Source organism: Microbacterium sp. cf046, assembly GCF_900114345.1.
Lineage (GTDB): Bacteria > Actinomycetota > Actinomycetes > Actinomycetales > Microbacteriaceae > Microbacterium.
In genome coordinates, this window is sequence record NZ_FOZJ01000003.1 from 407,995 (window position 1) to 433,996 (window position 26,002).

A 26,002-nucleotide genomic window follows, 5' to 3' on the forward strand; every position below is an offset into this window, starting at 1 on the left:
ATGGACTCGGAGCCGACGACGGCGATGCACGTCAGGATCGTCCGAATCGAGATCGCAGCTCGGCCTTCTTGACTTTGCCGGTCGCGGTACGAGGCAGCTCGCCCACGACCACGACGTGCTTCGGGACCTTGTAGCGGGCGAGCCTGCCATCGAGGTGGCCGCGTACCGAAGCGGTGTCGACGGACGCGCCCTCCCGCACCGTGACGATCGCCCACGGCACTTCGCCCCACTGCCCGTCGGGGACGCCGATCACCGCCACGCCCGTCACCCCGTCGAGATCGCTGATCAGGTTCTCGACCTCCGCGGGATAGATGTTCTCTCCGCCCGAGATGATCATGTCCTTGAGCCGGTCGGAGATGAAGAGATACCCGTCGGCGTCGACGAATCCGAGATCTCCGGAGCGGAACCAGCCGTCCGGTGTGAAGGCCGACGCCGTGGCCTCGGGCTGGTGGAGGTAGCCCGCGAACACGTTGGGGCCGGTGATCTGGATCTCGCCCACGCTGCCCGGGCCGACGCCCGGCCCGTCCTCGGCGGCGACCCGGACTTCCGTGAAGAAGTGAGGCAGGCCGACGCTTCCCTGCTTCTCCCGCGTCATCGCAGGGGACAGCGAGGTCGCCCCCGGCGAGGTCTCGGTCATGCCGTAGCCCTGGGAGAAGTGCAGGCCCCGATCCTCGTACGCGTTGAGGATCCTGGTGGGCACGGCCGATCCGCCGCAGGTCAGCTTGGTGAGGGTGGACAGGTCGGTGCTCGGCCAGTCGGGGTGGTCCGCCATCAGCTGGTACGTCGTGGGCACGCCGCTCAGCATCGTGACGCCGTGCTCGGCGATGAGGCGCAGCGCGCGACCCGGGTCGAAGCCCTTCTCGAGCACGATCGTGCCGCCCTTGAGGAGGACGGGGAGCGCGCCCATGCCGAGCGAGGCGACGTGGAACAGGGGGGAGATCATCAGCGCGACGTCGGTGGAGACGATGTCGTAGTCCACGAGCGAATTGATCGCGACCCAGGTGAGGTTGCCGTGCGTGAGCACCGCACCCTTGGCGCGGCCGGTGGTACCCGAGGTGTAGATGATCGCCGCCGGATCGTCGGGTCCGGCGGCGAACTCGCGCTGTTCGGAGCCCACCTCTACGACTGACAGGTCGCCGGTCTCGACGCCTGACAGGTCACCGGTCTCGATGACGTGCGCGATGCCCACGGCGGAGACGAGAGGTGCGAGGCGATCGGCGAACCCGCGATCGTGGACGAGCACGCGCGCGCGGGAGTCGGCGAGGACGTGCAGGATCTCGGGAGGGGCGAGCCGCGTGTTAACGGGCACGAACACCGCGCCCAGCTGCGCGCAGCCGAACAGCGTCGCGAGGAACTCGGGGCTGTTCTCGCCCAGATAGGCGACGCTGTCGCCCCGGCCGATCGCACGGGCGCACAGCAGAGCCGAGACCCGGTCGGCCGCGTCCGCCAGCCGCCGGTAGGTGACGATCTCGCCATCGCCAGTGATCAGCGCGGCCTTGTCGGGGGACTTCGCACGGCGCGTGCGCATCCAGGTGTCAAGCCCGGGGTAGTGCATGGTTCTCCTCGTCGAGACTGCAACCAGACGCCAAGACTGAGCGTGAAACCCGCCGTCTCGGCATCCCGTTGCAGTCTCGCGGGTCAGTGGGAGCGTCTGCTACGCATAGAAACGATAAAGCCCGCGCGCGACGACGGCGGGCTTCGTGCCGCCCTCGATCTCGATCGTCTGGTCGACGGCGAGCTGATGGCCGCCGGGCACTTCGGTCACTTCGGCGACGACGGCGTTCATGCGCACGCGCGAACCGACCTTCACGGGCGAGATGAAGCGAACCTTGTCGAGGCCGTAGTTGACCTTGGTGGTGACGCCATCGACGTCGAGCAGCTCGGTCCAGAACTTCACGGCGAGCGAGAGCGTCAGGAATCCGTGGGCGATGGCTGCGCCGAACGGACCGTCTGCGGCGCGCTCGGGATCGACGTGGATCCACTGCTGGTCGTCGGTGGCGTCGGCGAACAGCTGGATGCGGTCCTGCGTGACTTCCAGCCAGTCCGACCAGCCGAGATCGGTTCCGGCCAGGCCTGCGACGTCGGCGTATGCGACGGTGGTGGTCATGATGCTCCTTGTGGTGAGGTTCGAGGGTCGGAGAGTCCGAGCAGCCGGGCCGCATTGTCCTTCATGATCCCGGGCAGCGCCTCGGGCTTGAGCGCAGTGTGCTCGACATCGCGGATCCAGCGGTCCGGCGTGAGCAGTGGGAAATCCGAGCCGAAGAGCACGCGGCCCTTGAGGTACGAGTTCGCGGCCCGCACGAGTGCGTCGGGAAAGTACTTCGGGCTCCAGCCGGACAGATCGATCCAGGTGTTGTGCTTGTGGGTCGCCACCGCGAGGGCTTCGTCCTGCCAAGGCACTGATGGGTGGGCCATGATGATCTGCAGATCGGGGAAGTCTGCGGCCACGCCGTCCAGCAGCATCGGGTTGGACAGAGCCAGTCGGAAGCCGCGTCCGCCCCGCATGCCGGCGCCGATGCCGGTCTGCCCGGTGTGGAACAGCGCGACGACGCCGGCATCCTGCAGGGCGGCGTAGAGCGGGTAGTACGTTTCGTCGCTCGGATCGAACCCCTGGACGGTCGGGTGGAACTTGAAGCCGCGAACGCCGTGGTCCTCGATGAGCCGCCGCGCGCGACCGACCGCCGCCGCCCCACCCCGCGGGTCGACCGAGCCGAAGGGGATCAGGACGTCGTTGTTGCGGGCGGCGCCCGCGGCGATCTCCTCGCTCGAGAGCGCGGGGTGGCCGAGCTGGGTCGTCGCGTCGACGGTGAACACGACAGCGGCCATGCGCCGCTCGCGGTAGTACGTCGCGATCGAGTCGAGATCCGGACGGTCGATGTCAGTGGTGAAGTACGCGCTGACGGCTTCGACGAGGTCGGCGGGAAGGGAGGAGTGCCCGTGGTCGTCGACCTCGATGTGGACGTGCACATCGATCGCCTCGATCGCATCGAGGTCGATCGCGCATTCGTATCGGGTCATCGCCATTCCACCGATCGTGGTGCGAGGGACGCGCTCAACGACCGACTTCCGCCGTCGGGCGCTGCAGCTCTTCGGGCAGCGGCGGGAACCGCTCGCCGACCGACTGCTGCTGTCCGCCGATCTCGGTGGCGAAGTCCGCCTCGAGTGCGTCAAAGGACCACCCGCCCTCGCGGTACGCCGTGACCACCGCTTCGGGGTGCGACCACAGCTGCAGGCGGTCGCCGCCGATGCCGATCGCCTGGCCGGTCACGTCGGCCGCGGCATCCGAGGCCAGGTAGGCGATGAGGCCCGCGACATCGTCCGAGGTTCCGAACCCCAGATCGTGGCGGAAGAACGCCGGCATCGGCTCGCCGGCCGACTCGGCTTCGACGGCTGCCGCGAAGTACGGCACCGTCGCGGTCATCGCGGTGGCCGCAACCGGGATCACGGCATTCGTGGTGATTCCGGCGCGCTTGAGCTCGAGGGCCCAGGTGCGCACCATCCCGACGATGCCCGCCTTGGCGGCCGCATAGTTCGTCTGACCGAAGTTGCCGCGCTGCCCGGTGGGGGAGCCGATGCAGATTATCCGGCCCGCGACCTGGTTCTCGCGCATGTACGTCGCGGCCTCGCGGACGCAGGTGAACGTCCCGCGAAGGTGCACGTTGATGACGGTGTCGAAGTCGTCGTCGCTCATCTTCCAGAGGACGGTGTCGCGCAGGACGCCGGCGTTGGTGACGAGGATGTCGAGTCCGCCGAAACTCTCCACCGCAGCGGCGACGAGCTTCTGGGCGGTCTCGGTGGGACCGACGGGAGCGACCACGGCGACTGCCTTGCCGCCTTCGGCTTCGATCGACGCGACGGCTGCGGCCGCGGTGGCGGCATCCACGTCGTTGACCACGACGGATGCGCCCTGCCGTGCGAGCTCGGCGGCGTAGGCGAGACCGAGGCCTCGTCCGGAGCCGGTGACGATCGCGACCTTGCCGGCCAGTGCTGTTCCGTTCGAGGACATGCAGAACTCCTTCGTGTCTCCGACTGTTCTACCGAACATAGTTGAACTTGTCAATGATTGACGTTCAGCATCTTTGGTAGCATCACCTCATGGAGACGGATGCGGGACCACAGGCGCTCTCATCGCGCATGGCGACTGCCGGCCTCACCGACGACATGAGCTTCCTTCTCGCACGCGCGAACGCCCTCTCCATCTCGGCGGGGAATGCCGCAATGGCCCCGCACGGCCTCAAGGTGCGGTCGTACTCGGTGCTCGCGCTGGCCGTCAGCGAGGCGCGGCCATCCCAGCGCGAGCTCGCCGAGGTCCTGCGTCTGGATCCGAGTCAGGTGGTCGCGCTCGTCGACGACCTGCAGGCGCGAGGTCTCGTGATCAGGGAGCCCGACCCGGCGGACCGGCGCGCGAACGTGGTCACCGCCACCGCAGCGGGGCGCACGCTCTTCGCCGCAGCCGAGTCCTCGGCGCGCGCCGCCGAGCGCCGGCTGCACGAGAGCCTGACGGAGGAGGAGCGCGAACTGCTGATCGTCCTCCTGCGTCGGCTCGCGTTCCTGCCGTGACGAACTCGCCGCTCCCGTCGGTCAGTCGACGCTCAGCCGGGTCGGAAACGGGAGTCGCTCCGAATTGTTGACGATCTGGTGCCAGTACGGGTAGATCGGCGTCCTCGAGCTCGCCGCATCCAGCCGCGCGATCTGGTCTGAATCGAGCGACCATCCGACCGCTCCGAGGTTCTCCGTGAACTGGGCCTCGTTGCGGGCCCCGAAGATGACGGAGCAGACCGTCGGCCGGCTGAGCACCCAGTTGAGCGCGACCTGCGGGATGGTCTTGCCTGTCTCCGCGGCCAGCTCGTCGAGCACGTCGATGATCCGGAAGAGGGTTTCGCGGTCACCCGATGCCTCGGTCTCGCCCGGCACGGCGAGTCGACTGTCGTCGGGGACCGGCATTCCGCGCCGGAGCTTTCCGGTCAGTCGTGCCTGGGCGAGCGGACTCCACACCACGGTGCCGACTCCCTGGTCGACGGCGAGGGGCATCAGCTCCCATTCGTACTCGCGGGCGGCGAGCGAGTAGAAGGCCTGATGGGCGACGTGGCGGGCCCATCCGTGGCGCTCCGAGACCGCGAGCGACTTCATGAGCTGCCAACCCGAGAAGTTCGAGCATCCGATGTAACGGACCTTCCCGCTCTGCACGAACCCGTCGAGGGTGCTCAGCACCTCGTCCACCGGCGTGAGCGCGTCGAAGCCGTGCAGGTAGTAGACGTCGACGTGATCGGTGTCGAGTCGTCGAAGGCTCGACTCGAGCGCGCGCGTGAGGTGGTACCTCGAGCTGCCGACGTCGTCGGCGCCGGGTCCCGTGCGCCCATTCGCCTTGGTGCCGATGAGCACTTCGTCTCGACGGCCGGCGACCGCACGGCCCAGGATCTCCTCCGAACGGCCGTCGGAATAGATGTCGGCCGTGTCGAAGAAGTTGATCCCCGCCTCCAGGGCCAGGTCGACCATCCGCCGTGCTTCGTCGTCGTGGATGTCGCCCCAGGCGCCGGTGTGCTCGCCTCCGGCGAACGTCGCGGTTCCGAATGACAGCACCGGCACCGTGAGCCCCGACCTGCCGAGCTGACGATATTCCATTCAGGTCTCCGTTCCGCCGCCACCGGTGAGCCGCTCCACCTGCCACTCGTGAACGTCGCTCACCCACTCCCAGCCCGGCTTCGCGGATGAGCCGATTCGTGGATCCTCGATCATCCGTCCGCTCCGCAAGCCCCTGACATAGGCCCGATCCTGCTCGATCCGCGCACGCAGCTGCGCCGCATCGCCGGCGGACCCGTGGCCAGGGATGACGACATCGACGTCGTGCGCCACAGCCTCGAGCAGCTCGAGCGCGGCCAGATAGTCCTCGATCGGATCGGCGGCCTGCAGATCGAGCATTGGGACCAGGACGTCGGAGAGCATGTCGCCGGCGACGAGGACGCGGCGGTCCTCGACCAGCAGCGCTGCATGCCCCTGAGCATGCGCGCGGTGCTCGATGACCCGAGCCCGCGGACCGTCCCAGGGGACCTGCGACGCTCCTGCCGGCAGACCGCTGATCAGGCCGAACAGCTCCATCGGGACGTCATCGGCGACCTCCGGCGGCAGACCCTCCGCGACCTGTTCCTTCCAGTCCGGCCGGGCGAGCACATCTCTGATGGATGCCGCGCAGAGCGCCGTGCCATAGCGCGGCGCGTCGCCGAGAGACGGGTGCCAGAGGACGTGATCCCAGTCGGGGTGCGTGGCGAATCCGGCAGCGACCGCTGTGCCCAGCTCGCGCAGGTCGGCTGCGATGCTCGCCATCTCCTCGCGCGTGATACCCGGGTCGATCAGGAGCACCCCTGCGTCGCCGTCCACGATCACGGCGTTGCTCTGGATGCACTCGCTCTCGTGGACCCGCACGCCCTCGGCGACCTCGCGCAGCATCATCATGCCTCCACCGCATTGCGGATCGCATAGTGGTTCATCGTGACGCCGTGCTCGAACGATCGCTGATCGAGCAGGTCGAGGTCGATCGGGACCTCGTAGTCGTCGAACAGCGGACGGCCGAATCCGAGGATCGAGGGATGGGTGGCCAGCAGCAGCTCGTCCAGGAGGCCCGCCCGGAGCAGCTGCGTCGCCAGCGTCGCGCCCCCGACGCCGATCGTGCCGTCGGTCTCGGCTCGCAGCGCGGCGAGCTGGGCGATCACGTCGTCTCCTCCGATGACCCGCGTGTTGTGATCTGCACGGTCACGCGTGTTCGAGACGAGCAGCTTGGGCTTTGCGGTCCAGATCCTGCCGTACTCGCGGATGAAGTCGGGAGCTGACGCATCCTCGTCCGCGCGAGGCCAGTACTCCTCCATGATCTCGTAGTAGACCCGGCCGTGGACGATGAGCACGAGCTCCGCCGTCCGTGCGTTGAACTCGCGGTGGAGGCCTTCGCTGATGTGGAGCCATTCGCCCGCGCCGTCGTCGCCGGCGACCTGCTCGATCCGCAGATCGAGGGAGACGTTCATCGCGTACACGAAGCGACCCATCGGCTCTCCTTGATAAGTGATTGCGGTTTGCAACTACTATATTGAGAAGCGAAGCGCTGTCAAGGAGGAATCGTGCAACCACGCTCGGGCTGTCCGATCAACGCCGCCGTCGAGGTGCTCGGCGATCGCTGGACGCTGCTCGTGCTGCGTGATGTGATCTTCGACGACCGCCGGTACTTTCGCGCCCTGCTCACCGGATCGGCCGAGGGCATCGCCTCGAACATCCTCGCCGACCGCATCAAGCGGCTCCTCGACGGAGGGCTCCTCGCGCGCGGCGGCACGGCGGTCCGAGGGCAGCGCGCTCGGTTCAGCCTCACGGAGGCCGGCATCCAGACCGTTCCGATCCTCTGCGCGCTCGGAGAGTGGGGCCTCGACCGGCGTCCGGGTGACCCGGCGCTGCGGGCCCGTCAGCAGCTCATCCGGGATGAGGGTCCCGCATTCGTCCACGAGCTCATGGACGAACTGCGGGCCCTCCATCTCGACGCGCCGCCCCGGGCGCGCGCCGGCCCGAGCCCCCTGGAGCGACTTCATGCGGCGCAGGCGGCGGCATCCGGCGAGCCATCGCCCTGAACCTTCCTCTACGCACAGTGCTCGGCGTGTCGCCCGAGCTCAGTTCCAGAACTCCGAGAGTCGCGCCGCCAGAGCCCGCCCCTGCTCGTGGCCGCCTCGCGCGGCCGGCAGGCGGGTCGCGGGATCCAGGGCGTTGGCGTTGAACACGTCGCCCGCGCCGGCATCCGGGAAGACGGTCTCGACCGCGCTTCCGCCTGCCCGGAGCTCTTCGACCTGGGTCGCCAGATCCATGCCCCACTCCCTGGGTGATCGCGACCTTCCGCTGAACGGCTCGAGCACCAGGACCCGAGCGCACCCGGCCGCGAGGTCGGCGTTCGAGCTGCGACGATAGGCGCCGTTGACGTACCGCTTGGCGCCGATCGCATAGGTGCCCCCGAAGCCGTTGCTCGTGCTCGCCGCGACGGCGTCCACGAGGTCGACTCCGCTGAGGCGGTCGAACACGACCGGCTCTGCGGTGACGACATCGACCGCGGTGATGAGCACTGACTGACCCGGCCAGTCGTGCCGGGGCAGCCGAGCGGCGACGATCTCGCGCCAGCGGTTCTGACCCGAGCCGTCGGGCGCATCCCTCTCGAGCGCGGCTGCGCACATCCGGCGACGCCAGTCGGCGGCGTCCGCGGACGCGTCGATGATCCGGTCGGACCACTCCATATAGCTCGGCCCGGACAGGTGGCCCGGTGTCGGCCGATGCGTGCTGCTGATCGCGCCGGACGCCGGGTCGGCGGATGCCGGTCGCGGAGATCCTGCGATGATCGCGGCGTACAGCTCCTGCGGTGGGGTGCCGCTCGTGATCTGCGCGGCGACGGTCGACCCTGCCGAGGTCCCGATGACGACATCGGCCGCAGTGAGGTCGATGCCGACGTCGGACAGGCCGGCGATGAGGCCGAGCTGCCAGGCGTTTCCGGCCGCTCCGGCACCTGCGAGAACCAGGGCGCGATCGTGTGAGTGAGGTGTTGTGTTCATGGGAGTCGCCTTTCGCGAAATGCGTGGGCGGGTGCTCCCGGGGCGGCCGGCTCAGCCGCGCGATCGCCCGGTGCGGGGGAGCACCCATTCGGATACTGCGTTCATGGGACTCACCTCCTGTCGATGGATCGATCGCCGACACGCTAGCACGCCCGGCACGCCGCGTCAGCCGCTGACGACCTCGCCGGAGCCCGAGATGTCGGCATCCACCGTCGGATCACCGGAGTAGGTGATCCGACCGCTGCCGGAGATCTCGGCGGCCAGACTGTCGCTCGCCGAGACGTCGATGTCGCCTGACCCGCTGATCGACACGACGGCGTCCTGCGCCTTCAGCGCTTCCACATCGATGCTCCCACTGCCGTCCAGCTCGATGGCGAGCTCAGCCGTCCTGCCGCTCATCTCCACCTCACCCGAGCCCGCAACCCGGATCTCGACGCGCTCGGCGTCCAGGCCCGACCACTGGAGATCACCCGAGCCGTCGATGTCCAGGCGGATCGTGCCCTCAGCCGACACTGCGGAGTCGATGTCGCCTGACCCGTTCACCTCGATCGACTCCAGGTCGGGCAGGGTGAGCTCGTAGCTCACATCGCCGAGGCTGATCACGGGTCCGGGCGTCGTGCCGAGCACGAGGGTGTCGCCGCTCACCTCGGAGGTGAGCCGCTCCAGCGCGCTCTCCGAGGCGCGGATCACCAGCCGCGGCTCGCCCTCCTTGATGGAGAGGTCGCCCGACGTGTCGAGGACCACCTTGGCGACCGCGTCGATCTCTCGCTCTTCGGAGGTCATCGGACCGGACGCGACCAAAGGCATGCAGCCGGCGACGACGAGGACGGATGCCGCGATGACGACGGCGGCGATCGTTCGGACAGTGCGCATGGCGACCCCCCTGCGATGTGTTGTCCTCAGCGTACGAACCGGCGAGCGGTCTCGACAGGGGGCTGACCCCCGAGTGGCAGCCGCACGGGCGCGATCGTCCGCAGTTCGCGAAGAGCGGCATCCGGACCGATAGCCTCGCAGGCATGACCACTGACAGCGCCCTTGCGGATGCCGCGGTCACGCAGTTCGCCGTGCTCGACGCCCTGCTCGCCGGCGCATACGAGTCCGGGATCACGGTCGATGCCGTCCGCGAACTCGGAGATTTCGGCATCGGGTGCTGCGATCACCTCGGTGGAGAGGTCGTGATCCTCGACGGCGACGTGTTCGAATGTACGGTCGGCGCGCCTCCGGATCGGATGACCGGCGACCAGACGCTCCCGTTCGTCGATGTGTGCCGGCTCCACACGGTCGCACGACAGCCGATCACAGGCCTCGGGCTGAGTGCGTTCACCCGTCGGGTCGAAGCGGGGCTGGTGAGCCGGAACCTCTTCCACGCGGTCCGCGTCGACGGCACGTTCAGCACGGTGCGGGTTCGGATCACCCCCCGCCAGGAGCACCCGTTCCGCCCGCTCGCGGACGTCACGAGCGGGCAGATCGAGACCGTCATCGACGGCGTCCGCGGGACGCTGGTGGGATTCTGGGCGCCCGCGATCTACCAGGGCATCACCGTCGCCGGCCTGCACATCCACTTCATCGCCGATGACCGCAGCGTAGGCGGACACGTGCTCGATGTCTCGATCGACGCGGCGGAGCTGATGCTCGCCGCGTTCGCGCGGCTGGACCTGCGGCTGCCGACAGACCGGCATTTCCTGCGGACCGAGCTGACCCACAACGAAGACCACCGCATCGTGGCGGTCGAGGGCGGCGCGAAGGAGCCCTGACCCGGCCTGGCCCGCTATGTCATCATCTTGGTGAGGTGTCGTGTGGATACGGTCATCGAGTTGGAGATAGGCGCCGGGCCCTCGAGCGGGTCGTATGCGGTCCATGTCGTGCGCTCGCTCGCCGGCGGCGAGCCTTCGAGCGTGATCGAGCTCGATGTCGATGCGATGATCGCCGGGCTCCCGCAGCTCGAGTCCAGCATCCTCGCCTCGTCCGTCTCCGCCCGCCGCGTCATGACCACCGGCGAGTCGGCGATCCAGACCATCGGCGTGCGTCTGTTCGACACGGTCTTCGCGGGAAAGGTCGGTGAGGCGTATCGCGCGAGTGCTGCGGTCGCCGCCGAACGCGGACTCGTCGCGCAGATGACCCTCCGCCTGACCGAGCCCGACCTGGCCGCGCTGCCGTGGGAGGCGCTCTACGACTCGGAAGCAGGCCGCTACGTCAGCAGGAAGGAGCCCTTGGTGCGCCGGGTCTCCGCGCCGTACTCGGCTGAGCCTCCACCGGTCACCGCGCCCCTCCGGATCCTGGGCATGGTCTCGGCTCCGCGCGGCCTTCCCGTGCTGGACGTCGAGGCCGAGAAGGAGCGTCTCGAATCCGCCCTGGAACAGCATCTCGCCGAAGGCCGGGTCGAACTCGACTGGCTGGACGACGTCACCTGGGGCGGGATCCACAGCAGGCTGCTGCGAGAGCCCTGGCACGTGCTCCACTTCATCGGCCACGGCGGCTACGACGTCCAGGCGGACGAGGGGCTCGTCGCGCTGGTGGGGCGAGACGGTCGAGCCGATTTCGTCGCGGCGAGCAGTCTCGCGGATCTGCTGATGGAGGCGGGATCGGCGCCTCGTCTCGTGGTGCTGAACTCGTGCCAATCCGGGGCGACAGGCTCATCGGATCTGTTCGCCGGCACCGCCGCCACGCTGGTGCGCAGCGGCATCCACGCGGTCGTGGCGATGCAGTTCGCGGTCACCGACTATGCGGCGCTCGCCTTCGCGCGCAGCTTCTACGTGGCGCTCGCGAGCGGACGACGCATCGGCGAAGCGGTGCGCAGCGGGCGGATCGGCATCCTCGGCACCGCTCGAGACACGCTCGAATGGATCACACCGGTGCTGTACCTCCGCGGGGAGGACGCGCGACTGCTCGAGATGATCGAGCCGGCGCACCGCGTGCCGGTGCCCGTCGTCGCCCCGCTCACCGATCCGGAGCCCCTGCCCGACCCGCCGGCCGAGCCGGAGCCCGCCGTCCAGACCGAACCCGAACTGCCTGGGCCCGACGCGCCCTCGCGGTCGGCGATCGGCACGCCTGCCGAGTCCGGCGCAGCCGCGACCGCCGTCGTCCCAGGACCGCCATCGCAGATCGAGGACCTGGTCGCCGAAGAGGCGGGCGCACCGCCCCCGAGGGGCCGGCGGCGGCGCTGGCCGGTGGTCGCGGGGATCGTGACAGCGGTGGTGCTGGTCGGCGGCGTGGTGTGGGCGGCCGCCGCACTCTGGGGCGGGCTCTTCGTGACTGACACCGCCGCCTCATCGTCACCGACGCCGACGCCGACGCCGACTCCCACGCCCGTGCCGACGGTGCACCCCGCTGTGCAGCTCGCCATTCCAGCGGCTGCGGACTGGACGGACACGGGGCTGTCGTGCGGCCAGGGCGATCTGCTGGCGATCACCGCCACGGGGACGATCCTGCACGAGGACAACCCCAACTCGACCGTGCCGCCCGAGGGGATCCTGACCGCCGAGGGGCTGCCCGAGCCGTACTTCCAGCAGTGGAATGTCCCCGGACTGCCCGATGCTGCGACCGCGAGTCTGATCGGGAGCCTCGACAAGGCGGAGCCGTTCTTCGTGGGTCCGAACCTCACCTACACGTGCCCTCGCGTCGGCGAGTTCTTCCTCGGCATCAACGACATCGGCCTGGAGGGCAACAGCGGCGCCTGGGACGTCACGATCGTGAAGACAGACAATCCGCCACTGGACTGAGGAGTGCGCATGCAGCTCGTGACATACACGACCAGTGACGGGGAAGAGGTCACGATCCAAGTCACCGATGACGTCGCGGCGACCCCCGACATCCTCACCCGCGGCGCCTGGAATCCGGGCGAGACCGTTCGTCGTGCCGAGGATGCGCTGGAGGACGCCCTGGCTCGGGTACAGCCCGCGGTCGGGTCGATGGTGCGACAGCTGCGGTCGTATCCGGATCAGCCCGACGAGCTGCAGGTCGAGTTCGGAATCCAGTTGAGCATGGGCGTCGGCGCCTTCATCTCGGCCGGCTCAGCGGCGAACTTCCGCGTGATGATGACCTGGCGCGCACGGAGCGAGTAGCTCCGCATCGGGGGAGAGTCACCACCCGCTGCGGGTCGGGGAGTGACCCTCGCGCGCGTCGTCGGGCATGGCCATCTCGGCCCGCACGCCCAGGAGCCGGATCGGGCGATCCGGTTCGATCTTCGCCACCAGCTCCATCGTCTTGGCGAGCACGACATCGCGGTCGAACGTGGAAGCGATCTTCTTCGTGAAGGTCTTCGTGAAGAACGGCGCGTATCGGACCTTGAGTCCGAGGCCGACGACCGGCCGGCCCTCCTTCGCCACGTCCCCGAGCACCTGGGCGAGCAGGTCCTGCGCCACCGCCTCGATCTCGGCGCGTTCGACGATGTTCTGCTGGAACGTGGTCTCCCGGCCATGCCCGCGCGGCACCCAGGGGGTGTCGTCCACCACACTGGCGCCATCGCCCCGGCCGAGCTGTGCGTACCACAGCCCCATCCGCGGCCCGAACTCCGCGGTCATCGCGCCCTCGTCCGCCGACGCGAGTTCAGCCACCGTCAGGATGCCGAGACCGGCCAGGCGTTTCGAGATCTTGCTCCCCACACCCCACAGCTCGATCGTCGGTTTCGCGCCCATGACGTCGAACCAGTTGTCGGCCGTCAAGCGGAAGACCCCCCGCGGCTTGCCGAACGCGGTCGCCACTTTCGCCCGCACGAGCGTGTCGCCGATGCCGACGCTGCAGTGCAGCGCCGTTCGGTCGAGCACCGCGGCCTGCGCACGCCGTGCGTACGCCTCGGGGTCATCGGTCGTGATCCCGATGAAGGCCTCATCCCAGCCGAGGACCTGCACGACGGCTCCCGGCTGCGCGCGCAGCGTCGACATGACCTCGGCGGATGCGGCGTTGTAGGCCTCGTGGTCGACGGGGAGGATCACCGCATCGGGCACCTTCCGCGCTGCGATCCGAAGCGGCATCCCCGACCCGACACCGAACTCACGGGCTTCGTACGACGCCGTGGAGACGACGGCCCGCTCGGTGGGATCCCCGCGTCCGCCCACGATGACCGGCCTGCCGGCGAGCTCGGGACGCCGCAGCACCTCGACCGCCGCGATGAACTGGTCGAGATCGACGTGCAGCACCCATCGGCGATCATCCCCGCTCATTCCGACAGTCTGCGCCCTCCGGATCGGCGGCGCGATGCTCGTTTGAGCCATACTGCTCGGATGACCGACACGTTCTGGGAAGACGTCGACCGCCACATCGCCGGTTTCGGTGCGACCTTCACGCCGCGCATCATCGAGCGGGCCGCCGGCTCGTACGTCTACGACTCGACCGGCGCCGCGATCCTCGATTTCACGTCCGGGCAGATGAGCGCAGTGCTCGGCCACGGGCACCCCGAGATCGTGCGCACGGTGTCGGAGTCGGTCGCGACCCTGGATCACCTCTTCAGCGGCATGCTCAGCCGGCCGGTCGTCGACTTCGCGAAAGCGGTCGCGGCGACCCTGCCGGCGAGTCTCAGCAGAGTGCTCCTGCTGACCACGGGTGCGGAGTCGAACGAGGCCGCGATCAAGATGGCCAAGCTCTACACGGGCCGCTACGAGATCGTGTCGTTCGATCGCTCGTGGCACGGCATGACCTCGGGTGCGGCATCCGCGACGTTCTCCGCCGGACGTCGCGGATACGGACCGGTGATCCCCGGGAACCTGACGCTTCCCACCCCGAACGCGTACCGTTCCCCGTTCCGCCGACCGGACGGCTCTTACGACTGGGAGTCGGAGCTGGACTACGGCTTCGCCTCGATCGACCAGCAGTCGACCGGGTCGCTCGCCGCGTGCATCATCGAGCCGATCCTCTCGTCCGGCGGCATCATCGAGTTGCCGATCGGCTACCTCGCCCGGCTCAAGCAGCTGTGCGAAGAACGCGGCATGCTGCTGATCCTCGATGAGGCCCAGACCGGGCTGGGCCGCACGGGAGACCTCTACGCGTTCGAGCGCGACGGCGTCGCGCCCGACATCCTCACCCTGTCCAAGACCCTCGGCGCCGGGCTGCCGGTCGCCGCCGTCATCACCAGCGCAGAGATCGATTCAGTCTGCCGAGACCGCGGATTCCTGTTCTTCACCACGCACGTCAACGATCCGCTCGCGGGCGCCGTCGCGCTCACCGTCCTGAACGTCGTGCAGCGCGACCGCCTCGCCGAGCGCGCCGGCGTGCTCGGCGGGCAGCTCTCGGAGCGCCTCGAGGCCATGCGCGAGCGGTACGAGGTGATCGGCGATGTCCGTGGCCGCGGGCTGCTGCAGGGTGTCGAGCTCGTGACCGATCGCGACACCAAGGCTCCCGCCGACGCTCTCGGCAAGGCGGTCACCGTGGAGTGCCTCGCACGAGGTCTGCACCTGAACATCGTGCAGCTCCCGGGCATGGGCGGCGTGTTCCGGCTGGCGCCGCCCCTGACGGTCAGCGAAGACGAGCTGCATCAGGGCATGGACATCCTCGGCGAGTCGATCGGCGCGGTCCTTGCCCGGGAACACGTGACCACGCTCTCCTGACCTTCACATCACGAACACCCGATACGGAAGCGGTGCATGCATGATCGAACACACGGTGGTCTTCCGCCTCGTCCACGAGGCCGGGAGCGCCGGCGAGTCCGCGTTCCTCGACACTGCCCGCGCGACGCTGACCGCGATTCCCGGCGTGGCGGACTTCGCCGTGAATCGGCAGGTCAGCCCGAAGAGCGATCTGCGCCACCAGTTCTCCATGCGGTTCGCCGACGATGAGGCCTATCAGGCGTACAACGACCATCCGCAGCACGTCCGCTTCGTCGCTGAACGGTGGCTGCCCGAGGTCGCCGAGTTCCAGGAGTACGACTTCACAGCGGTCTGACGGCCCGCGTCGCGGCTGCAGTGGGAGCGCCGATGCCCTCGTCAGGACTTGCGCGTGTGGAAGAGGATCGCGACGGCGAGTGAGACCGACAGGATGCCGGCCGTGAAGATCAGGCCCTGCCAGGAGTCGACGGCGAAGGCCGCGCCGAACAGGTAGAACCCGCCGAGGAACAGCAGTATGTACAGAACGAACATCGCGACCTCAATCCACTCGTCTGCTCGATCGTATCGGCAGATCGAGCGTCACGGGACACCCGCCGCGGCGCCGGATCCGCGCCGCGCGTGACAGGCTGGACGGCATGCCCACAAGCGATACCGGTCGGGAATGGTGGCGGTCCGCCGTCGTCTATCAGGTGTACCCGCGCAGTTTCCAGGACTCGGACGGAGACGGCGTCGGAGACATCCCCGGCATCATCGCCAGGCTGGACTATCTCCACGGGCTCGGCGTCGACGTGGTGTGGCTGTCACCGGTCTACCGATCGCCGCATGACGACAACGGCTACGACATCAGCGACTATGAGGACATCGACCCGATGTTCGGCACCCTCGCCGACGTCGACGAGCTGATCGCGCAGCTGCACGCGCGCGGGATGCGCCTGGTGATGGACCTGGTCGTGAATCACACCTCCGACGAGCATGAGTGGTTCATCGACTCCCGCTCCGCTCGCGACTCGGTGCACGCCGACTGGTACATGTGGCGCGACCCGCGCCCGGGGACCGTCGGCGGCGAGCCGGGGGCCGAGCCGAACAACTGGGGCTCGTTCTTCTCGGGGTCGGTGTGGGAGTGGGAGCCGAGGCGGGGCCAGTACTACCTGCACCTGTTCTCGCGGAAGCAGCCCGATCTGAACTGGGAGAACCCTGCGGTGCGGGATACGGTCTTCGCGATGATGAACCGCTGGCTCGACCGCGGTGTGGACGGGTTCCGAATGGACGTCATCAACTTCATCTCGAAGGACCCCGCGCTTCCCGACGGTGCGGTCCTGCCGACCGGGCTCGGCGACGGGATGCCGTACTTCGCGAACGGCCCTCGCCTGCAGGAGTTCCTCGCCGAGATGAAGTCCGCGGTGTTCGCGGCGCGGTCGGGCGACTACCTCACGGTGGGGGAGATGCCGGATGCGACGCCGGAGCTGGCTGCGCTCCTCACCGATGGCGCGAACGGGCAGCTCAGCATGATCTTCCAGTTCGAGCACGTGGGCCTGGATCACGACGGAGACAAGTGGAATGCCGGCAGGCTCGACATCCGCGACCTGAAGAAGTCGTTCGGCCGCTGGCAGAGCGCGCTCGCGGACCGCGGCTGGAACAGCCTCTACTGGAACAATCACGATCAGCCGCGGATCGTCTCGCGGTGGGGCAGCGATCGGCAGCACTGGTACGCGTCGGCGACCGCGCTGGCGACGGTGCTCCACCTGCACCGCGGCACGCCCTACATCTACCAGGGTGAAGAGCTCGGCATGACGAACGTCCCGTTCGACGACATCAGCGCGCTCCGCGACATCGAGTCCCTGAACCACTATGCCGCCGCGGTGAACCTGCTCGGGCATGACCCCGACACCGTGCTGGACGCGCTCCGGACGATGAGCCGCGACAATGCCCGCACGCCGATGCAGTGGAGCGACGGCCCGGGCGCCGGCTTCACCAGCGGCACGCCGTGGATCGGTGTCAACCCGAACCACGCGCTCGTCAATGCCGCTGCGCAGGTCGGCGATCCGCGTTCGATCTACGCGCACTACCAGCGCCTGATCGCGCTGCGCCACGCCGATCCGGTCGTCGTCCACGGCGACTTCACGATGCTCCTGCCGGATGACCCGTCCGTGTACGCATTCACCCGCGAGCTCGACGGCGCCCGCCTGCTCGTGGTGGCCAACCTCTCCGACGAACCGACGCCGTGCGAACTGCTCGACGACGACCTCAGCGCAGCGGACCTCGTGCTGGGAAATCTGCCCGAGGGCGCGGCATCCGCTGTGCTGGCCCCTTGGGACGCGCGCGTCTACCGACTCGCCCGCCGCTGAACCTCAGTCGACTGCCTCGCGGTCGTCGGTCCGGGTGCGTACGGCTCCCGTCGAGACGAGTTCGGCATGCTCCTTGCCGCCGGCTCGCTGCGCGGCCTCGAGGAGTTCCGCTTCCTCACCGCTGATCGCCTCGCCGCGGGCGACGAGCCCGGCGACGTCGGACAGCGGGATCTGCTTGAGGAACAGCGCCAGGATGAACGCGAGGGCGATGAACGGGACCAGGTACCAGAAGACCGGTGCCAGGGCGTCCGCGTAGGCGTTCACGATCCCGTCGCGAACGGCCTCCGGCAGCTGGCTGAGGGTCTGCGGGTCGAGCGTGGAGGTGGCGTTCGCGGCATCGGTCGGCGAGGCGCCGGCCGAGGCGAAGACCTCCTGCAGGTTCTCGGTGAGGCGGGTCGTGAAGATCGTGCCGAACACGGCGGTGCCCAGCGCCGCGCCGACCTCGCGGAAGTAGTTGTTCGTGCTCGTCGCCGTGCCGACCTCCGCGGAGGGGACGGCGTTCTGCACGACCAGCACGACGACCTGCATGATCAGGCCGAGCCCGGCGCCGAAGAAGAACAGGAAGACGCAGATGAGCCAGATCGGCGTGGCAGCAGTGAGCGTGGTCATGGCGATCATCGCGATGGCCGTGATCACCGTGCCGAGGATCGGGAAGATCTTGTAGCGGCCCGTGCGGGTGATCAGGATGCCGGACGTGATCGACGTGCCGATCAGCCCCACCATCATCGGGATCATGAGCAGGCCGGATGCCGCGGCCGATGTGCCCGACGACATCTGCAGGAACGTCGGCACGAAGCCGATCGCGGCGAACATGCCGAGGCCGAGCGTGAGACCGATCGCTGTGGCGTTCACGAACACGGGGTTGCGGAACAGGCTGAGCGGGATGATCGGGTCCTTGGCCCTCGACTCGGTGAAGATGAACGCGGCGACCGCGGCCAGCAGCCCGACGCCCCACGCCCAGGTGGCGGGAGAGCTCCACCCGAAGTCCTTGTCGCCGCCGAAGTCGGTGAAGAAGATCAGGCACGTCGTGGCAGCCGACAGGAAGATGACGCCGAGGATGTCGATCGGCTTCGTGGCCTTCTTGTTCGGCAGCGTCAGGGCGAACAGCGCGATCACGAATGCGGCGATGCCGACCGGGATGTTGATGTAGAACGCCCACTGCCAGGTGAGGTTGTCCACGAAGAAGCCGCCGAGCAGCGGGCCGGCGATGGCGGAGAGCCCGAAGATCGCACCCAGGGGGCCGAGATACTTGCCGCGTTCGGATGCGGGGACGATGTCGGCGATGATCGCCTGCGAGAGGATCATGAGGCCGCCGGCCCCGAGGCCCTGCATGGCACGGAACACCACGAACATCCAGAAGTCGCCCGCGAAGGCGCAGCCGACCGAGGCGAGTGTGAACAGCGCGATCGCGATCAGGAACAGCCGTCGCCGGCCGAGCACGTCGCCGAGCTTGCCGTAGATCGGCATCACGATCGTCGTCGCGAGCAGGTATGCGCTCGTGATCCAGACCTGGTGCTCGACGCCGCCGAGCTGGCCGACGATCGTCGGCATCGCGGTCGAGACGATCGTCTGGTCGAGGCTCGAGAGCAGCATCCCGGCGATGAGGGCGCTGAAGATGATCCAGATGCGCCGCTTGGTCAGCAGCAGCGGCGCGGGTTGGGCGATCGTGGTCATGCGGGGTCCGTTCGGGTGGGGAGAGATCAGAGGGAGAAGACGCTGCGGGCGGCGTCGAGGCGGCTGAGCAGGAGGGTGCGGAAGTCCTGGCTGTCGTCGGCGAAGTAGGCGAAGATGGCCGGCCGCACGACGGCGCTGAACACCCGCACCACGGCCTCGGTCCGCAGGTCGTCGTCGGGCGCATCGGGGCGGCGCCGGACCAGGGCGATGTCGTGCTGCTCGCCTTCGGCCGCGAGGCTCACGAAGTGCGCGAACAGGCGCGGCTCGCGATCGAAGGCCCGGCCGAGGGCCTCGGCATCCGTTGATTTCAGGTCGAGCCGCTCCCACTTCGCGATGTGCAGCTCAGCGAAGTCGTCGACCAGTGCACCGGTGCCGGCGACGAAGGCGTCTTCGAGGTCGGTCGTGTCGGAGTGGACCGGGATGCCGAGCACCGCGTTCTCCTTCGACGCGAAATAGTTGAAGAACGTGCGGCGGGACACGCCGACCTCGGAGCACAGCTCCTCGATCGTGAACCCGGAGAGTCCGCGTTCGGCGGTGAGTCGCCGGGCTTCGGTCTGCAGGCCGAGCGAGGTCGCGGCGGCTCGGCGCTCTCGAAGGCTGGATGCACTATTACCCATAGAGTGCATTATTGCACTCTGTGATCATTTGTGCAAAATCAGTGTGGCGAGGTCTGCCGCAGGGGCGGCAGACGCCCGGGCATCGGAACGAGCGAGGCGGGATCGGTCTCGTTCCACCGCTGCCAGGTCTGCAGCCACCAGAAGGCCAGGAACGCGAGCAGGGCCACCGCCTCACCGACGAGGATCCACGGGACGCTTTGGCCGTCGGCATCCCACGTCGCGATCGTGGCGGCGATCAGCACGACGATGTCCACGACCAGCACGACGGCGATCACGATGTAGACGATCCGCAGCCAGCGCAGCGGCGTCTGGCTCGTGGTGCGCCAGAACGCGTTCAGGATCGCATCGGCCGCGATGAGCCCGAAGAAGAGGATCGTCGCGAGGAAGTGGGTCCAGTCCAGGAAGAGGTCGGGCAGGGCGAGCCCGGCGATCAGGACCACCACCAGCACACTCGCCCCGAGGATGATCGAGAACCGGGCACCCTGCACCTGCCCGGCGATCGAGAGCCAGATCGCGAGCATCAGCACGCCGGCGAGGATCACGAGATAGGTCGCGACCCCGTTCGCGACATCCGGCCGGAATGCGAGCGGAACGCACGTGCCGCACTCGACGTCGACTCCCGGGATCGAGCCGCTGCGCACGACGGTGGGCACGAGGGCGATCAGCGGCGCGAACAGGGCCGCCGCGTCCAGGATGGTCCGCTCGGCACCCCGTCCGGAGAGGGCGAGCAGTGCGAGGGATGCCGCGATCAGGGCCCCGACGAACGCGTTGCGTGCCGGGGTGTAGAAGTAGTCGCTGATCGATGCGAGCCAGCCGACCGTCGGCACCGCGAAGAGCATCGCGACGAGGATGACCACCACCGTTCCGCCGATCGCGATCCTCAGGTAGCGGTGAGTGCGCTGCGTCGAGGTGGAGTCGGTCATGCGGTCTCCGTTCTCGGCGATGCTTCCGCATCCACGCTAGGGAGTCCGGCGCGCGTGCGCATCAGTAGTGTGAGCCTGGACGGAAGGCGGCCGCGTGATCGCTCGATTCGAAGAGCTCGACTGGCAGCCCACCCGGATGGGCGATCTGACGCTTCGGCGTCGCACCGAGCCGGCGACCGGAGACCTGATCTACGAGGTGAAGCTCGGCGACGAATACCTGATGTCGAGTCTGTTCACGGTCGCCGAAGAGGAACTCGCGACCTTCGGTCTGGTTGCGACCCCGGAAGTCGACCTCGATGTCCTGGTCGGTGGACTGGGTCTGGGCTACACGGCGGTCGCGGCGCTGCGGGACGAGCGCGTGCGCTCGCTCGCGGTGATCGACGCGCTGCCCGCTGTGATCGGGTGGCACGAGCGGCAGCTGCTGCCGGTTTCAGGCGAGCTCGTCGGAGACCCGCGGACGACCCTGGTGCACGACGACTTCTTCGCCGTCGTCCGGCGTGCGCCCGGCGCGCGGTACCACGTGATCCTGCTCGACGTCGATCACTCTCCCCGGCACCAGCTCGACCCGACGCACGCCGACCTCTACACGGCGGACGGCCTGGTGGCCCTGACCCGTCATCTGCATCCCGGAGGCGTCTTCGCACTGTGGTCCGACGATCCGCCCGACGACGAATTCATGGCAGTGCTCGGCGCCGTCTTCGATCTGCCGGCCGCGCACATCGTCGACTTCGACAATCCGCTCACGGGTGGAACGTCGTCCAACACCGTGTACGTCGGCATCAGCCCACGCTGATCACCCCGGAGCCGTCGCCCCGGGGTGCGCCCGGCTACTCCGCTTCGGCTTCTTCCGCCTCGAGCTCGGCCTCGATCAGGGCCGCTGCGGTCAGCGCCGCGGCGACATCTTCGGGGGTGACACGTCCGTCCGCGATCACGACACCGCCGGCGCGGCGTGCCGCAGCGGCGAACGGAGCGGCCCACAGGTTCTTGTAGACCAGCACGCCCGCGACACTGCCCGGAGCCATGGTCTCCGCCAGGAACGCGACGTCGTCCTCGGCGAGAAGGCCGGCCAGTCCCGCTTCGATGGCGGAGAGCGGGCCGAGGTCTTCGGAGTCCGAGATCTCGACGGCGTCGAGGCTGCCATCGGCATCCTTCGCGATCACGATCATGTCGATCACCTGGATCGTCCCGGCGTCCACCAGGCGCACGATCTCTTCGGCGATCTCGCCCGTGAAGTTGGACGTGCCGGCGGGAAACTCGACGACCAGATAGTCGACGGGCCCGTATCCGTCCAGTTCGTTGTCGGCCATGGAACACCTTCCTCTATGGATGAGCCTCTGCGACTCGACCCCCACGCTAGGGATGCCGCATCCCCGGGGCGTCATGCGCATGGGGTGATATCGCGACCCGCGCCCCGAGGCAGCGGCGCGTGTATCAGACGGGGCGGTCCGTTCCTCCTCTTCACGGAGCACCCGGCCGCATCACGGCACGGTGTCGCCGCCATGGACGACGCGCTATCTTGTGCTCAACCGAGGTGTGCTCCAACGATCCCGTTGCAGGGGGTGCAGAGATGACCGAGGCAGAACGGGCGCCGCTCACCGGCGCTGAGATGGACCTGTGGGCGGCCGATGCCGCCGACCCGCTCACCGCAGCAGTGACGGCAGTCGGCGCCGGAATCGATCCGGCATGGGCCGGCGCCGAGGGATTCATCGCCTGGACCGCGCCTGCGGCCGCGCCACCGACGACGGCGCCAGATCTGGACGCACGGCTGCGGGAGAGTTGGCATCCCGAGCAGCCCGCGCGCCAGATCGCCTCGCCGCTCCGCCTCGAGGTCCGCGGATCGCTGCTGCCGACCGAGGTGATACCTCGTCTGCTCGCAGACCCGGCCGTCGGCTCGGCGATCCTTCCCGTCGACCGGGCGCCCGGGGCGCTCATGCGCCGCGACTGGTCATGGCCGCTGCGGATCGGGGTCGCCGACGACGAGCTGCTCGCAGCGCTCGGAGCCCTTGCCGGTGCCGGCATCGTGCCAGAACGACTGGTCGACCTGACCGACGTGCGGACGACACCGGGAGCGGTGAACCTCCTCGTGCTGCGCTCGGCGCCCGCCGAGGCGGCGGCGTTCGTCGCCGCGCGACGGCAGGTCGCGAACGCCGTCGTGTGCGTCGCCGATTCGACCGTCAGCTGGCCGATCATCGACGCGCATTTCGCACTCGTGCGCGCGGCATCCGCGGCGGTCCTCACCGCGCTCACCCCCGCCGCGAACGCCGATGACACCGCGCGCCGCATCCTCCAGATGGTGCGCTACCTGTCCCACGCGCATCCCGTCGACATCGCGCTGACGGTGGGGTTCGAACGCAGCATCCTGATCGCCGCCGAGCCCGACGCGCTCGCGAACGTCGCGCTTCCCGAGCTCATCCGCGCCCGCGCCAGCCGCGCACGCCTGGAGAGCCGCGTGCTCCGCCGGATGGCGCCACCCCCGATCGATCTCGCGCCGATCGAGCCGCCTGCCCTGCCCGCGGCCGAGCCTCCACCGTTGCACGAGCCCCCGCCCACGGCGGAGATGTCCTTCGATGCGCGGGTGGTCGAGTCCGCAGCCGATGAGCTGGACGCGCTCTCCGGGGGCGCGTTCGACAGCGAATCCGCGGAGGCGTCGCGGGCCTTCGAGGTGCAGGAGACGATGGATGCCGCGCTTGATGACGCCGCGGCCGCCGTGCCGCGCCTGCTCCAGGCGTACCTCGGGGCACCCGATGCCGAGGTGCCCGATCACATCCTGAGGCCGGGCACGAACGCCGTGGACGTGTTCGTGGGACCGATCGAGGCCGGGGCCCTGCAGGGCCTCGAGATCCCCAACTCCCTGCTCGGATTCGACGATCCGACGCTCACCTCGGCACGTCTGACCGTGGTGCTCGCCCCCCTGATGCCGATGGGCGAGGCCGTGCGGGCCGAACTCGACGTGCCGCGCTTCGGGCGATCGCAGAACGCTCGACTCGAATGGACGCTGCCCGACAAGGGTCTCGTGCAGGCGCGCCTGATCGTGCTGCACCGCAACCGAGTCCTGCAGACCGTCCGCATCACCGGCCGGGTGGGCTCCGCGGCACGCGTCACCGATCGCATCGTCCTGTGGGACCAGATCGGGAGGCTGGACGAGCGCCAGCCGTTCGACCGGACGTTCGTGCTCAACCATGCGGCCGACGGCCGGTCGAGGGTGGTCAGCCACTCCGACGGGCAGACGACGATCGAATCGATGGTCGAGATCGAAGCCGCGACCGACAGCATCCGCGACTTCCTCCTCAAGGCCACGCAGCTGCGTTCGAAAGGCGCCAAGGCGCAGGCGGATGCAAAGCAGATCCTCATCGACGTGGCCGTCGAGGGCCACGACATGTACGAGACGCTCTCGGGCAAGCTCGATCGGTTCGCCGACGCGCAACGCATCCAGATCGTGAGCACGCGGTCGGCGCGATTCCTTCCGCTCGAGCTCATCTACGAGCGCCCGGCTCCAGACGAGGATGCCGCGATGTGCGAGAACTGGATCGCCGGCAAGCCCTGCGGTGACCACTGCTTCGCCGATGAGGAGGACACGACCATCATCTGCCCCTCCGTGTTCTGGGGGCTCAGCCGCGTGATCGAGCGTCAGCGCGGCGATGAGACCGACGACGACGGCAATGCGTTCGTGGTGTCGAGCTCACCCTCACGCAAGGGACGGCGCCTCACCTGCGCGCATCCGCTCATCGCGGCGAGCGAGAAGGTCTCGACCGCCGACGTGGGCCGCACGGTCACCTCCCTCGGCAACGCGCCGAAGGCGACCACCTGGACGCAGTGGTCGACGGAGCTGGCGGCGACGGCCGCCGACCTGCTCGTGCTCATGCCGCACACCGATCCCAAGGCGAGCACGCTCGAGATCTCGGGTGCGACCCTGCGGCGAGGGCGCATCCAGGAGAAGAAGCACGTGCGCTCGGCTGCGGACGTGAACCCGATCGTCATGCTGCTCGGCTGCGACACGGCCGGATCGCAGGAGGACCCGGCGGGTTTCGCGACGATCTTCCTGAAGAAGGGTGCCGCCGTCGTCTTCTCGACGCTCACCATGCTCCTGGCCGGCCACGCGGCGACGATGTCGCAGGGGCTCGCCGGCATGCTGCGCGACCCCGACCGCAAGGCGCAGTCGCTCGGCGAGCTGGTCAGCGACTTCCGACGCGAATCGGTGCGGTCCGGCATGATCAGCGCCCTCGCGGTCACCGCGTACGGCGACTCGGATTGGAGTCTGTGATGTTCACGATCGAGATGCTCCCCGCGCAGCGCGGAGATTCCATATGGATCACCTACGGCACGCCGGACGACCAGCACCACGTCCTGATCGACGCGGGCCCCTCCAACACGCTGGACACGCTCGTGCCCGAGCTGGAGCGACGGGTCAAGGCGATTCCGGGCAGGAAGAATCGCATCGAACTGCTCGTGGTGACCCATATCGACGCCGATCACATCCAGGGGATCGTGTCACTCCTGTCGGATCCGAAGCGCGTGCCGCTGTTCCGCGACGTGTGGTTCAACGGGTTCAAGCATCACTCGGAGGTGCTGGGCGCCCTCGACGCGGAGCAGCTCAGCGCCGTCTTGGAGCAGCATCCGGATCATTGGAACGCGGCATTCGGCGGTCATGCCGTGCGGGTCCCCGACGATGGTCCGCTGCCCGTGGTGGAACTCGCCGGTGGGATGCGGCTCACGCTGCTCGCGCCCGACCGGGAGGCGATGGTCAAGCTCATCCCCGAGTGGGAGGAGACATGCCGCAAAGCCGGGATCGCGCCGGGCGGCGGTGCGCCGATCGTGAAGAAGTCCGTCCTGCGGGACCAGCTGCTGGGCGGGTTCGAGCCCGACCTGCTCGCCTCTTCCAAGTTCTCGTCCGACCCGAGCGCACCGAACGGCGCAGGGATCGCCTTCATCGCGGAATTCGGCGGCAAGCGCGCGCTGCTGCTGGCCGATTCGCCGGTGAAGCTGCTCCTGCGCTCGCTGGACCGCCTCGAGCCGAGGCCGCACCGATTCGACGCGGTCAAGGTCTCCCATCACGGCTCCCGCCGCAACACGAGCCTTGAATTCGCCCAGGCGGTGCAGGCGAAGAAGTGGCTCGTCTCCACCGACGGCGCGGTGTTCGGCCACCCCGACCCCGAGTGCCTGGCGCGCATCATCGTGAGTCAGAAGCGGGTTCCCGAGTTCTCGTTCAACTACGCCACCGAGCACATCACCGACATCGTCGACGGCGCGGGCGAGCGCTACAAGGTGAAACTCCCGCGCCGGTCCGGCGAGGGATTCCGCGAGGGCATCACGGTGTCGGTGTGATGAACCCGACGAGCGGAT

At 68.6% G+C, this 26,002-nt stretch carries 26 protein-coding genes; 11 read left to right on the plus strand and 15 right to left on the minus strand.

Going from position 1 to position 26,002, the window contains the following annotated elements:
- Positions 1–31: 31 nt before the first annotated feature.
- The 4 genes from BM349_RS14325 to BM349_RS14340 all read right to left on the minus strand — a co-directional run bounded on the left by BM349_RS14325 (position 32) and on the right by BM349_RS14340 (position 4,006).
- Entirely contained in the window at positions 32–1,555 is a 1,524-nt protein-coding gene (locus tag BM349_RS14325) for an acyl-CoA synthetase (protein WP_091707586.1), read from the minus strand.
- Between the two features lie 99 nt (positions 1,556–1,654).
- Positions 1,655–2,107 carry a MaoC family dehydratase gene (locus tag BM349_RS14330; protein ID WP_091707588.1) on the minus strand — a complete coding sequence of 151 codons (453 nt, stop codon included), beginning with the start codon at positions 2,105–2,107 and terminating at the stop codon, positions 1,655–1,657.
- The gene (locus BM349_RS14335) at positions 2,104–3,018 is read right to left on the minus strand and encodes an amidohydrolase family protein (RefSeq protein WP_139230991.1); all 915 of its coding nucleotides are present in this window, start codon (positions 3,016–3,018) and stop codon (positions 2,104–2,106) included. Before BM349_RS14335 ends, BM349_RS14330 begins: the two co-directional genes overlap by 4 nt.
- Before the next feature lie 34 nt (positions 3,019–3,052).
- Complete coding sequence (locus tag BM349_RS14340; protein WP_091707589.1) at positions 3,053–4,006, minus strand: SDR family oxidoreductase; 954 nt, start codon at positions 4,004–4,006, stop codon at positions 3,053–3,055.
- Between the two features lie 89 nt (positions 4,007–4,095).
- On the opposite strand from BM349_RS14340, the gene BM349_RS14345 reads away from it, so the two are divergent.
- Positions 4,096–4,560 carry a MarR family winged helix-turn-helix transcriptional regulator gene (locus tag BM349_RS14345; RefSeq protein ID WP_091707590.1) on the plus strand — a complete coding sequence of 155 codons (465 nt, stop codon included), beginning with the start codon at positions 4,096–4,098 and terminating at the stop codon, positions 4,558–4,560.
- A gap of 21 nt (positions 4,561–4,581) precedes the next feature.
- Here the strand turns inward: BM349_RS14345 and BM349_RS14350 are convergent, their stop codons facing one another.
- From BM349_RS14350 to BM349_RS14360, 3 genes are read right to left on the minus strand one after another with little or no spacing between them, the layout of a single operon-like run.
- A complete protein-coding gene (locus tag BM349_RS14350) occupies positions 4,582–5,622 on the minus strand; it encodes an aldo/keto reductase (RefSeq protein WP_091707592.1) in 1,041 nt (346 codons plus the stop codon).
- Positions 5,623–6,450, minus strand: coding sequence for an MBL fold metallo-hydrolase (locus tag BM349_RS14355; RefSeq protein WP_254773921.1), 828 nt, complete (start codon positions 6,448–6,450; stop codon positions 5,623–5,625).
- On the minus strand, positions 6,447–7,034 hold the full coding sequence (locus BM349_RS14360; protein ID WP_091707595.1) for a dihydrofolate reductase family protein: 588 nt from the start codon (positions 7,032–7,034) through the stop codon (positions 6,447–6,449). The genes BM349_RS14355 and BM349_RS14360 overlap by 4 nt, the downstream gene beginning before the upstream one ends.
- Before the next feature lie 72 nt (positions 7,035–7,106).
- Between BM349_RS14360 and BM349_RS14365 the strand changes: the two genes are divergently transcribed.
- Positions 7,107–7,604 (plus strand): winged helix-turn-helix transcriptional regulator, encoded by a 498-nt coding sequence (locus BM349_RS14365; RefSeq protein ID WP_091707597.1) that lies wholly within the window; start codon positions 7,107–7,109, stop codon positions 7,602–7,604.
- 39 nt (positions 7,605–7,643) lie between these two features.
- Here the strand turns inward: BM349_RS14365 and BM349_RS14370 are convergent, their stop codons facing one another.
- Together BM349_RS14370 and BM349_RS14375 are read right to left on the minus strand one after the other, a co-directional pair.
- Positions 7,644–8,567 (minus strand): patatin-like phospholipase family protein, encoded by a 924-nt coding sequence (locus tag BM349_RS14370; RefSeq protein ID WP_091707599.1) that lies wholly within the window; start codon positions 8,565–8,567, stop codon positions 7,644–7,646.
- A 165-nt stretch (positions 8,568–8,732) separates the two neighbouring features.
- Complete coding sequence (locus BM349_RS14375) at positions 8,733–9,440, minus strand: head GIN domain-containing protein (RefSeq protein ID WP_091707601.1); 708 nt, start codon at positions 9,438–9,440, stop codon at positions 8,733–8,735.
- A gap of 143 nt (positions 9,441–9,583) precedes the next feature.
- Here BM349_RS14375 and budA point away from each other — a divergent pair, with 143 nt between their 5' ends.
- From budA to BM349_RS14390, 3 genes are read left to right on the plus strand one after another with little or no spacing between them, the layout of a single operon-like run.
- On the plus strand, positions 9,584–10,321 hold the full coding sequence (gene budA / locus BM349_RS14380) for an acetolactate decarboxylase (protein ID WP_091709354.1): 738 nt from the start codon (positions 9,584–9,586) through the stop codon (positions 10,319–10,321).
- Between the two features lie 42 nt (positions 10,322–10,363).
- Positions 10,364–12,286, plus strand: coding sequence for a CHAT domain-containing protein (locus BM349_RS14385; protein WP_175525313.1), 1,923 nt, complete (start codon positions 10,364–10,366; stop codon positions 12,284–12,286).
- A gap of 9 nt (positions 12,287–12,295) precedes the next feature.
- On the plus strand, positions 12,296–12,628 hold the full coding sequence (locus tag BM349_RS14390; protein ID WP_091707605.1) for a CU044_2847 family protein: 333 nt from the start codon (positions 12,296–12,298) through the stop codon (positions 12,626–12,628).
- An 18-nt stretch (positions 12,629–12,646) separates the two neighbouring features.
- On the opposite strand, the gene BM349_RS14395 is transcribed toward BM349_RS14390, so the two are convergent.
- Positions 12,647–13,726 (minus strand): DNA polymerase IV, encoded by a 1,080-nt coding sequence (locus BM349_RS14395; protein WP_175525314.1) that lies wholly within the window; start codon positions 13,724–13,726, stop codon positions 12,647–12,649.
- 60 nt (positions 13,727–13,786) lie between these two features.
- On the opposite strand from BM349_RS14395, the gene BM349_RS14400 reads away from it, so the two are divergent.
- Together BM349_RS14400 and BM349_RS14405 are read left to right on the plus strand one after the other, a co-directional pair.
- Positions 13,787–15,106, plus strand: coding sequence for an aspartate aminotransferase family protein (locus BM349_RS14400; RefSeq protein WP_091707607.1), 1,320 nt, complete (start codon positions 13,787–13,789; stop codon positions 15,104–15,106).
- Positions 15,107–15,146: 40 nt separating this feature from the next.
- Positions 15,147–15,440 carry a Dabb family protein gene (locus BM349_RS14405; protein WP_091707609.1) on the plus strand — a complete coding sequence of 98 codons (294 nt, stop codon included), beginning with the start codon at positions 15,147–15,149 and terminating at the stop codon, positions 15,438–15,440.
- A gap of 41 nt (positions 15,441–15,481) precedes the next feature.
- Here the strand turns inward: BM349_RS14405 and BM349_RS18805 are convergent, their stop codons facing one another.
- The gene (locus BM349_RS18805; RefSeq protein ID WP_175525315.1) at positions 15,482–15,634 is read right to left on the minus strand and encodes a hypothetical protein; all 153 of its coding nucleotides are present in this window, start codon (positions 15,632–15,634) and stop codon (positions 15,482–15,484) included.
- Between the two features lie 104 nt (positions 15,635–15,738).
- Here BM349_RS18805 and BM349_RS14410 point away from each other — a divergent pair, with 104 nt between their 5' ends.
- Positions 15,739–17,448 (plus strand): glycoside hydrolase family 13 protein, encoded by a 1,710-nt coding sequence (locus BM349_RS14410; protein ID WP_091707611.1) that lies wholly within the window; start codon positions 15,739–15,741, stop codon positions 17,446–17,448.
- Between the two features lie 3 nt (positions 17,449–17,451).
- Here the strand turns inward: BM349_RS14410 and BM349_RS14415 are convergent, their stop codons facing one another.
- The 3 genes from BM349_RS14415 to BM349_RS14425 are packed head-to-tail and all read right to left on the minus strand — an operon-like array spanning position 17,452 to position 20,662.
- Positions 17,452–19,122 carry an MDR family MFS transporter gene (locus BM349_RS14415; protein WP_091707614.1) on the minus strand — a complete coding sequence of 557 codons (1,671 nt, stop codon included), beginning with the start codon at positions 19,120–19,122 and terminating at the stop codon, positions 17,452–17,454.
- Positions 19,123–19,148: 26 nt separating this feature from the next.
- The gene (locus tag BM349_RS14420) at positions 19,149–19,739 is read right to left on the minus strand and encodes a TetR/AcrR family transcriptional regulator (RefSeq protein WP_091707615.1); all 591 of its coding nucleotides are present in this window, start codon (positions 19,737–19,739) and stop codon (positions 19,149–19,151) included.
- A 38-nt stretch (positions 19,740–19,777) separates the two neighbouring features.
- Positions 19,778–20,662, minus strand: coding sequence for a hypothetical protein (locus BM349_RS14425; RefSeq protein WP_091707616.1), 885 nt, complete (start codon positions 20,660–20,662; stop codon positions 19,778–19,780).
- Between the two features lie 94 nt (positions 20,663–20,756).
- Here BM349_RS14425 and BM349_RS14430 point away from each other — a divergent pair, with 94 nt between their 5' ends.
- Entirely contained in the window at positions 20,757–21,455 is a 699-nt protein-coding gene (locus tag BM349_RS14430) for a polyamine aminopropyltransferase (protein ID WP_175525316.1), read from the plus strand.
- A 34-nt stretch (positions 21,456–21,489) separates the two neighbouring features.
- Here the strand turns inward: BM349_RS14430 and BM349_RS14435 are convergent, their stop codons facing one another.
- Positions 21,490–21,969 (minus strand): DUF6325 family protein, encoded by a 480-nt coding sequence (locus tag BM349_RS14435; protein ID WP_091707617.1) that lies wholly within the window; start codon positions 21,967–21,969, stop codon positions 21,490–21,492.
- 260 nt (positions 21,970–22,229) lie between these two features.
- On the opposite strand from BM349_RS14435, the gene BM349_RS14440 reads away from it, so the two are divergent.
- Positions 22,230–24,923, plus strand: a complete 2,694-nt coding sequence (locus BM349_RS14440) for a hypothetical protein (RefSeq protein ID WP_091707618.1) — start codon at positions 22,230–22,232, stop codon at positions 24,921–24,923.
- The gene (locus BM349_RS14445; RefSeq protein ID WP_091707619.1) at positions 24,923–25,984 is read left to right on the plus strand and encodes a ComEC/Rec2 family competence protein; all 1,062 of its coding nucleotides are present in this window, start codon (positions 24,923–24,925) and stop codon (positions 25,982–25,984) included. The genes BM349_RS14440 and BM349_RS14445 overlap by 1 nt, the downstream gene beginning before the upstream one ends.
- Positions 25,985–26,002: the final 18 nt, after the last annotated feature.